Origin of the sequence: Virgifigura deserti, from assembly GCA_003576685.1 — a bacterium.
Taxonomy (GTDB): Bacteria; Pseudomonadota; Alphaproteobacteria; order Dongiales; family Dongiaceae; genus Virgifigura; species Virgifigura deserti.
Map to the genome: position 1 here is coordinate 331488 of QOZR01000005.1, position 10144 is coordinate 341631.

Consider the following 10144-nt stretch of genomic DNA (forward strand, 5'->3'; position numbering starts at 1 on the left):
AATTCGAGCACTCGAAAGGATGTCCGGACATTACCTCAGCCGCAAGCATATCCAGATGAATAGGATCCTCCGTAACCTAGGGGCCGTGTCGACGGCCGTGGCAGCGGCCGTGATGCTCGCCACAGCACTTTCGGCCGAAACGGCGACCCTGGCGGACACGGCACCGCTTCGGGAGGCCGTGACCGGCGATGCCGTCTTTCATCACTTGCAGGCTTTCCAGGACATTGCGGACCAGAACGGCGGCCACCGCGCGGCCGGCTCCCCGGGCTATGACCGCTCGGCCGCCTATGTCGCCGATCGGTTGCGCGCCGCCGGCTATCGCGTCGCGTTGCAGGAATTCGAGTTTCCCTATTTCGAAGAAATCGCCCCACCGGCTCTGACCGTCACGACCGCGCCGGGAGCGCCGCCTACCATCGGCGAGACGCGCACGCTGGCCTATTCGGGCACCGGCGATATCGAGGCACCCCTGGCGCCGGTCGATCTGGGTGTGACACCGGGCGAGCCGGCGGAGCGGTCGACCAGCGGCTGCGAAGCGGCTGACTTCGCCGCGTTCCCGCCGGGCGCCGTCGCGCTGGTCCGCCGCGGGACCTGCCGGTTCCAGGTCAAGGTCGAGAACGCGACAGCGGCCGGAGCAACCGGGGTGGTGATCGTCAATACGGGCATTGGCGACGCGACCGGCGCGTTCCGCGGCCAGCTTTCGGCGCCCGCCGACCTGCCGGTCGTCGGCATCGATTACGCCAGCGGGGAAGGCTTCGCCGCGGCGACGGCGGCGGGTACCGTCGAGATCCGCCTGTCGGTCCAGGCGCGCAGCGGCATGCGTCGGACGCACAATGTGATCGCGGAGGCACCCTCCGGCGATCCGAACCATATCATCCTCGTGGGAGCGCATCTCGACAGCGTCCCGGCCGGCCCGGGAATCAACGATAATGGCAGCGGCGCGGCAGTCATCCTGGAGACGGCCCTGCAGCTTGCCGAACGAGGCACCGTCACAGCGAACCGGCTCCGCTTCGCCTTCTGGGGCGCCGAGGAGGTCGGCCTGGTCGGCTCGCGGCATTATGTCGACAGCCTCTCGGCCAAGGCGCTGAGCCGGATTTCCGCCGTGCTCAATTTCGACATGCTCGGATCGCCCAATTACGGCCGGTTCGTCTATCAGGCCGATGCACCCAGCGGCGGCGCAGAGATCGAGCGGATATTCCAAGACTACTTCGATGCGGTCCGCCTGGCGGCGGCACCGACGGACGCCGACAAGAGTTCTGATCACGCTCCCTTCGCCGCCAAGGGGGTCGCGACGGGCGGTCTCTATAGCGGCTCGATGGAGCGCATGAGCAATGAGGAGGCGGCGCTGTTCGGCGGAGTCGCGGGCGGGCCGCACGATCGCTGCTATCATCGCGCCTGCGATACCGTCGCAAACATCAATCGCCAGGCAATCGAAGAGATGTCCGACGCGGTTGCCCATGCCGTCCTGGCTCTGGCGCAGAAGCCATGGCCGCGACGCGACCTCAGGGCTGCGGAGCACGGCGCCACGCCCGGCGCCTGACCGGTTTTCGAGTTCGGAAGGAGGGCCCATGCCGACCCTGTCGCTCCAGCGCCTGCGTGGCCTGATGGCCGCTCTTGCGCTCGTCCCCGGCCTCCTGGTTGCGAGCCCGCCCGCACGGGCCGAGTCGCCGAACGAGCAGGCCGCCGGGCAGACCGAGCCGGCCTCCGCGGCCGCACCCGAACCCGCCCGGCTCGAACCCGCACCGGTAGGGCGTTCGTCCGGCATCCTCGCCCTGCCGGACGAACGCCGGATCCGATATAGGACGACGGCCGAGACGCTTCCGATCGTCGATCGCACGGGCAAGACGACAGCCGACATCTTCGTCGTCTCCTATGCCGCCGAGGCGATGGACAGCGCGACCCGGCCCGTCACCTTCCTGTTCAATGGCGGTCCCGGGGCGGCCTCCGCCTTCCTGATGCTTGGCGCCGCCGGGCCGAAGGTCCTGGTGACCAACGCGGACGGCACCGTGCCGCGCCCGCCCGCTCGGCTGGAGGACAATCCGGCGAGTTGGCTGGCCTTCACCGACCTGGTCTTCGTCGATCCGGTCGGAACGGGCTTCAGCCGCGCGACGGGGGACAAGCGCAACGCCGATCGGCAGTTCTGGGGCGTGGACAGCGACGTCGACGCGCTGAGCGAGATCGTGCGCCTGTGGCTGACCCGCAACGGACGCTGGGCGTCCCCCAAGTTCCTGGCGGGGGAGAGCTATGGCGGGTTCCGCGCAGTGCTGATGGCGAAGGCCCTGCAGCGCAATGAAGGCGTCGATGTCAGCGGCCTGGTCCTGGTGTCGCCGGCGCTCGAGCTGTCGATAACCTATGGCGGTGAGTACGAGGTGCTGCCCTGGGCGCTGCATCTGCCTTCCATGGCCGCGGCAGCGCAAGCCCAACGGAAGGTTCCCGCGGCAACGCCTGCCGAGGTGGAACGGTTCGCCCTGACCGACTATCTGCTCGCCCTGTCGGCCCTGGATCGCCCGGGCGGCGTTGAACTCGCCGCCATTTACCGCGAGGTCGCCGCACTGACGGGATTGCCGGAGGATCTGGTCCGGCGCCACGACGGCCGAATCCCGCGAAGCGTCTTCGCCAAGGAACTACTGCGCGACCAGTATCGCGCGCTGAGCATCTATGACGCGTCGATCAGCGGCCCCGACCCGAATCCGGACGAATCGCAGCTCGGCCCCGACCCGATGCTGGATGGTCTCATCGCGCCCTACGCGACGGCCTTCAACGCCTACGCCCGAAGCGAACTCGGCTATGAGAGCGACGTGCCTTACCGCCTGCTCAATCGAGCGGTGTCGCGGAACTGGACGTGGGATGACGATGGCGGCTCCCGCAGCGACGCCGGCGTGATGGGTGCCCTGGAATCGATCCTGGCGCTCAACCCGTCGCTGCGCGTGCTGGTCGCGCATGGCGCCTATGACTTGGTCACGCCCTATTTCGCGTCGGTCTGGCTGATCGACCGGATGCAACTGCCCGACGAGATCACAGCAAATGTGCGCCTGCGCGTCTATGAGGGCGGGCATATGATGTATATGCGCCCCGCCGAGCGCGCGAAACTGACCGCAGATCTGGAAGCTTTGTATGAGAGCGCCCTGGCTGGCACGTGACCGGCCGGTTCGCCCGACGAGTTCGGTCAGCCCTTGCCGACCGACATGGCGGCGAGGAGTTGCGCCTCGCGGTCGGCCGGATCGATCTTCGGACAGCTGGCACAGAGCTGGTCGGCCTCCAGGCGGTCCCATAGGCAGCACACGCGCCGCCGCCGCGTGACACCGGGATAACCGGGCACCGCTGTCGGCACATAGCCGATCAGATTGGCCATCGGATTGACGACCCCATGCGGGGGCAAGGAGCCTGCGTTCAATATCGCGGCTCGAAAGCCGCGCGCCGCCTCCGCCGTTTCAGGAATGGCCTCGAACCTCTCGATGAGCCAGGCCAGCATGCTCGCGGCATTCGACCAGAAGACGCGAGGCGCGAGGCCGCTTGCCGACACCAGCGCAGCAACGGACCCGGTGACCGGCCCGATGAGAAAGGCCGCAAGGCTGGTTGCATCGGGATCGCCGCAAGGGCCCGACGGGGCCGGAACCACGAATCCCTCCGGCACCCCGCCGGCAACCGCAAGCTTGGGCTCGGCCGGTATCGCGCGTCCCGTCAAGGCGAGCCATGTCGGCCCGGGCAGCAGCGCGGCAAAGAGCGACTTGCTCCACAACGATGCGCTTGCCTGCCGACAGGCGTCGGCGCCCCATTTTACACTGTAGCGATCAAGGGCGGCCGCAAGCTCGCCGGGCGCAAGCAGGGTGCGGAGCCCCAGTTCCTCTTCACCGGACGGCAGCGACCCGGAACGCAAATAGGGGACGACAACATCCTCTGTCACGCGATACATCCGAACACTTTTGTCTTTTGCGAATGCAAAAATCAGATTCGCGACCCGGCGTCAATCGACCGGACGCGCGGGAGACGGACCCGGCACGGCCGCCGCTTGGCGCAGATGACGCCGCATCATGGCCTCAGCCCATTCGGCGTCACCGGCTTCGAGCGCGTCGAGAATCGCCAGATGCTCACGGCAGGACTGCTCGACCCGCTCCCGCGGCAGCCGCTGGAACGCCGCATATTCCTGCAGGCGGCGCAAGCTGTTCTGCTGTCGGATCGCCTGCAGGAAGAAACGATTGCCGGAGCAGGCCGACAGCGTCTCGTGGAACGCGGCATTGACGCGGAACCAAGCCTCGCTGCCGATGCTGCGGGTGGTTCGGGCGAGAATCTCCTCATGCGAGCGGCGCAGCTGACGGAACCGATCGGGATCGACGCGAAAGGCCGGGGACAGCAAGGCGGCGCATTCCACCACGATGCGGAACTCATAGCTCTCGGTGATCGCCTCATGGCTCTCCAGCGTGTCGACGAAGCGCCAACCATGGCCGCGCAGACGCTGCGCCAGCCCTTCCGCGGCGCAGCGCATCAGCACCTTGCGCACCACCCCGCGCGAGACCCCGTACCGCGGAATCAGCTCGGCCTCCGAGACCTCCTGCGGCAGGCGGCCATTGGCGCGGTCGGCCATGATGGCGGCATAGACCTCCTCGCTTTCCGATTTCGGGATCAGCTTGACGACATCGACCCCGTCCGGACAGCGCAGCAGCCCGAAGCCGCGCTTCGGCAGCGGGCCGACCAGCCCATGCTCGGTCAGGAGTTCCAGCGCGGCCCGAACGGGCGAACGCGAGACACCCAGCGCCTGTGCGAGGCCCTGCTCGGAGAGCCGCGCGCCCGGGCTCCATCCCTCGTCACGAATCTTCTCCATGATCTGCCGCGCCAGCTCCCGTTGCAGGGGACTGGAACGCACCAGAGTCTTGGCGGTACCGCTCATCCCGACGCCCTTCTCGAACCGACTCGCCCTAAGAGCGCCTAACATAGCCCCGGTGGATGACCGGGCGCGAGCTTTCGCGACACGAAAGGCCGCTCCGCAACGCCCGCTATGCCGAAAAGCGCTTTTCAGTCGATCAAAATTCTTTATAGTGGTCGCCTGATGCCGCAGCAAGAAGCCATGATAATGACGGAGCCCTCCCCCTTCCCCCTCGTCGTCGTCAGCGGCGAGCCGTTCGAGCGCGGCAGGCAATACGGCGCCGCGGCATCGGACCGCATCGCCCGCTCCGTCGACCTCTATTCCGGGCAGCTCGAGGATCTAGGATGCGGCTGGGCGGAGGTGCGGCGGCTTGTCGACGGCTTCGTGCCGACCATGGAATCCTATGCGCCGGACCTCGTGGAGGAAATGCGCGGGATTGCCGAAGGCGCCGGGTGCGAGTTCGCCGCAGTGGCCCTCGTCAATGCGCGCACCGAAGTGCTTCAGCTTGCGCGGCGCAAAATTGGTCTTCCCGATGACGACGCGGACGGCTGCACCGGCGCGGTGATCCTGCCGAAGGCGAGCGCCGATGGCGTGATCATCCACGGACAGAACTGGGACTGGCGCGCCGAATGCGCGGATACCGGGATCGTCCTGCAGATCCGCCGCGAGGACGGACCGGATCTCCTGACCTTCACCGAGGCGGGTGGCCTCGCGCGCAACGGCTTCAATGCCGCGGGCGTCGCCATCACGGCAAATTATCTGGAGTCCGATCGCGACTACCGCGCGCTCGGCATCCCCTTGCCGCTGATCCGCCGTCGTGCGCTGGAGAGCCAGCACTTCGCCCATGCGATCCGCGCCGTCGCGACCACGCCGAAGTCGGGCTCCAATAATATGATGCTGAGTCACGTCGACGGCTTCGCCATCGACCTCGAATGCGCGCCGGACGAGGCCTTCGCGCTTTATCCCGAGCAGGACCTCCTGGTCCACGCCAACCACTGGGTAAGCCCGGTCGCGCTGGCGAAGCTGAAGGAGGTCGGCATCTCGAGCACGCCGGACAGCTATTACCGCGACGTCCGGGTGCGCGAGGCGCTGGCGGCCCGTCACGGAAAGCTCGGCCGCGAGGATTTGAAAGCGGCGCTGTCCGATGATTTCGGAACGCCCTATGCGGTCTGCCGCCCGCCGCAACCGAATGCGCGCGGCAATCTTTCGGCCACCGTGGCGATGGTGATCATGCAGCCGTCCGCCGGCATCATGGAGATCGCGCCGCTGCCGGCACTCAATCGCAGCTTCACCACCTATAAGCTGGAGATGACGCCGCGATGCCGCGACGCCGCCTGACAGCCGGAAGCTTATAGCCGGCGGAACTCCGAAGAGGCCCCGGGGATGCTCCGCTTCGTCCTGCAGCGCCTAGCAATGGCGATCCCGACGCTCCTCATCGTCGCCGTCACCGTGTTCGTTCTGATGCGGCTGGTTCCGGGCGACCCCGCATCGCTGATGCTGGGTGACCTCGCCAGCGCGGGACAGGTGGAGGCACTGCGCAAGCAGATGGGCCTCGATCAGCCGATCCCGGTGCAGTTCGCCATGTGGTTCGGCAATGTCCTGTCCGGCGATTTCGGCCGCTCCATCAACACCGGCCAGGACGTTCTGCCACTCATTTTCGATCGCTTCTCGGTCAGCGCCACGATCGTGCTGCTCGCGGTGGGGATCGCGGCGCTGATCGGCGTGCCGATCGGCATGATCGCCGCCTGGCGACAGAAAGGCGCGCTCGACCTCGGCATCATCACCGGCGCGACGCTGCTTCTCTCGATCCCGAGCTTCTGGCTCGGCCTCATGCTCCTACTGTTCTTCGGACTGCAGCTCGGCTGGTTGCCCGTCGTCGGCTATGTGTCCTTCGGCCAGGACTTCTGGGCGGCGCTGCTCTACATCGCGATGCCGGTCGCCACCCTGGTTCTGGTCGAGACCGGCGTAATCACCCGCATGGCTCGCGCCAGCACGATCGAGGTGATGCAGCTCGAATACATCACCCATGCTCGCGCCAAGGGCCTGTCGGAGCCGGCGGTGCTCTGGCGCCATGCGTTCAAGAATGCCTTCGCCCCGACCTGGACGATCATCGGGCTCATCCTCGGCAACCTTCTCGGCAGCATTGCGGTCATCGAGACGGTGTTCACCATCCCGGGGCTGGGCCGGCTGCTGGTCGATTCCATCTATGCCCGCGATTACCCCGTGGTGCAGGGCTGCCTGCTCTTCATCGCCGGCATCTATATCGTCGTGAATTTGATCGTCGACATGCTCTACCCGCTCTTCGATCCCAGGGTGACCATATGAGAGGGGGTGACGGCGTGAGCGCGCGCGCCATCGGCTTCTCGTTCGCACAGGCCAACGGGATCATCGGCGGCGTGATCATGGTCGTCGTGGTGGCCGCCGCGCTGATCGGCATGATGTGGACGCCCTACGACCCGCTCAGGCTCGACATCATGGCCCGGCTGCAGGGCCCATCGGCCGCGCATTGGCTCGGCACCGACGAATTCGGCCGTGACGTGCTGAGCCGCCTCATGTCGGGCGCTCGGACCAGCAGCTGGATCAGCCTCTCCACGGTCCTGTTCGCGACGATCGGCGGCACGGCGATCGGCGTCATCGCCGGGTTCCTTCGCGGCTGGGCCGATCGCCTGATGATGGTCGCGAACGACGCGCTTCTGGCCTTTCCGGGTCTTCTCCTGGCGCTCGGCATCATGGCCGTGTTCGGCGCCAGCCGGAACGGCATCATCATCGCCCTGGGGCTGGCCTATATGCCGACGGTGGTGCGCGTCGTGCGCGGCGTGGTGTTGTCGATCCGCGAGCTCGAATATGTCGAGGCGTCGCGCGTCATGGGGAATTCGGAGTTCGTCACCATGGCGCGCCATATCGTGCCCAATTGCATCGCGCCGATCACGGTCCTCGCGACGAGCCTGTTCGGCTGGGTCCTTCTGGCCGAGAGCGCATTGAGCTTCCTGGGCCTCGGCGTGCCGCCGCCCGCGGCAACCTGGGGCAACATGCTGGCGACCGGGCGACCCTATATCGGGCAGGCGCCTTGGCTCGTCATTTTCCCTGGGCTCTGCATCTCGGTGACGCTGCTCGGCATCAACCTGCTCGGCGACGCCCTGCGCGATCGCCTCGACCCCAGGATGCGCCGCTGATGACGACACCGGCGACGTTTAACGGGGCCCCTTCGCTTCTGGAGGTGGATCGGCTGACGGTGCGGGTCGGCGCCGAAGGGCCTGCGGTGGTCGAGGATCTGAGCTTCTCTCTCGCCGCCGGCGAGATCCTCGCCCTCGTCGGCGAATCCGGCAGCGGCAAAACCATGGCGGCACGCGCCGTGCTGGACCTGCTGCCCTCACCGCTCGTCATTTCCGCCGGGCGGATCGGCTTCGACGGCGTCGACCTCGCCCGGCTCGATCCGCAAGCCCTCCGCCGCATCCGCGGCGCGCGCATCGGCATGGTTTTTCAGGAACCGATGGTCTCGCTCAACCCGTCGATGACGATCGGCCGGCAGATGGCCGAGGGGCTGAGACTGCACAAGCGTTTGCCGGCATCGGAGATCCGCGCGCGCTGCCTCGCCATGCTCGAGCGCATCCGCATCGCCGATCCCGAGCGCTGCCTCGCCGCCTATCCGCACGAGTTCTCGGGCGGAATGCGCCAGCGCATCATGCTGGCCTCGGTCATGCTCCTGAAGCCGGCGCTGCTCATCGCCGACGAGCCGACGACGGCGCTCGACACCCTGGCACAGCGCGAGGTCCTGCAGCTCATGACCGAGCTGACGCGCGAGAACGGCACCGCCGTGCTGATGATCAGCCACGATCTGGGCATGGTCGCGCATTATGCGCAGCGCGCCGTGGTGATGCGGCAGGGTCGCGCCGTCGAGATCGGCGACACGCAGCGCGTCCTCCTGGCGCCGCAGGATGCCTATACACGCCGCCTGATCGATGCGCTTCCACGCCGCGGCGCAGCCCGGGCGCCGGCGCCTTCGGACCAGGCACCGCTGCTCGCGCTTCAGGACGTCGTCGTCGACTATGCCGGCCGCCGCCGGCTGTTCTCGCAGGGTGCGGGGACGCGGGCCGTCAGCGGCGTCTCGCTTACCATTTCTGTTGGGGAAACCCTCGCGCTCGTCGGGGCCAGCGGCTCCGGCAAGACCACGTTGGGGCGCGCCATCGCCGGCCTTGTCCGCCCGAGCGGCGGCGAGATCCGGTTTCGCGGCCGGCCGATCGGCAGCAGCGCCGGGCGGGACGGCCGCGCGCAGCGGCTCAACATCCAGATGATCTTTCAGGACCCCTTCTCCTCGCTCGACCCGCGCATGCGGGTGGCCGACATCATCGAGGAGCCGCTGCGCCTTCTGCCGGACCTCTCGCGGCGCGAGCGGAAGGCACGGGCGATCGAGATGCTGACCGATGTAGGGCTCGAGCCTCAGCATGCCGGGCGTTTTCCGCATCAGCTCTCCGGCGGGCAGCGCCAGCGCGTGGCGATCGCGCGCGCGATCGTCCGTCGGCCGGCGTTCGTCGTCGCGGACGAACCGGTTTCGGCACTCGACATGACCGTGCAGAAGCAGATCCTGGCGCTCTTCCGCAGGCTGCAGGAGCGCTATGGCTTCGCCTGCCTCTTCGTGTCGCACGATCTCGGTGCGGTCGAGCAGGTGGCCGATCGCGTCGCCGTGATGGAGGGGGGCCGCATCGTCGAGACCGGCACGCGAGACGAGGTCTTCGATCGGCCGCAGCATTCCTACACCCGCGCCCTGCTCGACGCCGCGATGCTGCTCGATCGCAGCTTCGGGGACGCCGACATTCGCGCCGGAGAGGAAAGAAACCTTGGGTAAGGACGGCCTCGCCGGCCGCCGTCTCGGCTACTACGATGTGGGAGCGACGCCGTTCTTCGCCTGCCAGGCGGACCAGCGCGTCTCCTATTGCCTCTATGTGCCGCGCGACTACGCGATCGACGGAACGGCGAGCTATGACCTGCTCGTGATCATGCACGGCACCGGACGTCTCGCCGCCGCCTATCGCGACGATTTCGCTAAGTTCGCCGAAGAGCAGGGCGTCATCATTCTGGCACCGCTTTTCCCCGCCGGCCTGGTCGAGCCTTACGAACTCTCCAACTACAAGCTCCTGCGCTATCACGACCTCGCCTTCGACCGCCTGCTGCTGTCGATGGTGGCGGAGGTGCGGGAGCGCTACCGGCTCGCGGGGGAGCGGTTCCTGCTCTACGGGTTCTCGGGCGGCGGGCACTTCACGCACCGGTTTTTGTACCTGCATCCGGACC

The 10144-nt window shown here is 67.4% G+C and carries 9 protein-coding genes; 7 read left to right on the forward strand and 2 right to left on the reverse strand.

The window, feature by feature from the left end; all coding sequences use genetic code 11:
* Positions 1 to 55 precede the first annotated feature (55 nt).
* Complete coding sequence (locus DT069_RS11430; protein WP_162913140.1) at positions 56 to 1537, forward strand: M20/M25/M40 family metallo-hydrolase; 1482 nt, start codon at positions 56 to 58, stop codon at positions 1535 to 1537.
* Between the two features lie 28 nt (positions 1538 to 1565).
* Positions 1566 to 3137 (forward strand): S10 family peptidase, encoded by a 1572-nt coding sequence (locus tag DT069_RS11435; protein WP_119460432.1) that lies wholly within the window; start codon positions 1566 to 1568, stop codon positions 3135 to 3137.
* 26 nt (positions 3138 to 3163) lie between these two features.
* Here DT069_RS11435 and fhuF read toward each other — a convergent pair whose 3' ends face one another.
* On the reverse strand, positions 3164 to 3901 hold the full coding sequence (fhuF, locus tag DT069_RS11440) for a siderophore-iron reductase FhuF (protein ID WP_162913141.1): 738 nt from the start codon (positions 3899 to 3901) through the stop codon (positions 3164 to 3166).
* Positions 3902 to 3961: 60 nt separating this feature from the next.
* The gene (locus tag DT069_RS11445; RefSeq protein ID WP_162913142.1) at positions 3962 to 4882 is read right to left on the reverse strand and encodes a GntR family transcriptional regulator; all 921 of its coding nucleotides are present in this window, start codon (positions 4880 to 4882) and stop codon (positions 3962 to 3964) included.
* A 183-nt stretch (positions 4883 to 5065) separates the two neighbouring features.
* Between DT069_RS11445 and DT069_RS11450 the strand changes: the two genes are divergently transcribed.
* The 5 genes from DT069_RS11450 to DT069_RS11470 all read left to right on the forward strand — a co-directional run.
* Positions 5066 to 6196, forward strand: coding sequence for a C45 family autoproteolytic acyltransferase/hydrolase (locus DT069_RS11450; protein WP_425450161.1), 1131 nt, complete (start codon positions 5066 to 5068; stop codon positions 6194 to 6196).
* Positions 6197 to 6241: 45 nt separating this feature from the next.
* Positions 6242 to 7183: an ABC transporter permease gene (locus DT069_RS11455; protein WP_119460435.1), complete on the forward strand. Its 942-nt coding sequence runs from the start codon at positions 6242 to 6244 to the stop codon at positions 7181 to 7183.
* Between the two features lie 14 nt (positions 7184 to 7197).
* The gene (locus tag DT069_RS11460; RefSeq protein WP_425450162.1) at positions 7198 to 8031 is read left to right on the forward strand and encodes an ABC transporter permease; all 834 of its coding nucleotides are present in this window, start codon (positions 7198 to 7200) and stop codon (positions 8029 to 8031) included.
* Entirely contained in the window at positions 8031 to 9701 is a 1671-nt protein-coding gene (locus DT069_RS11465) for an ABC transporter ATP-binding protein (RefSeq protein ID WP_119460437.1), read from the forward strand. The genes DT069_RS11460 and DT069_RS11465 overlap by 1 nt, the downstream gene beginning before the upstream one ends.
* Positions 9694 to 10144 (forward strand): alpha/beta hydrolase family protein (locus DT069_RS11470; RefSeq protein ID WP_425450163.1); only part of this gene is annotated, 451 nt, incomplete at its 3' end. The genes DT069_RS11465 and DT069_RS11470, both read left to right, overlap by 8 nt.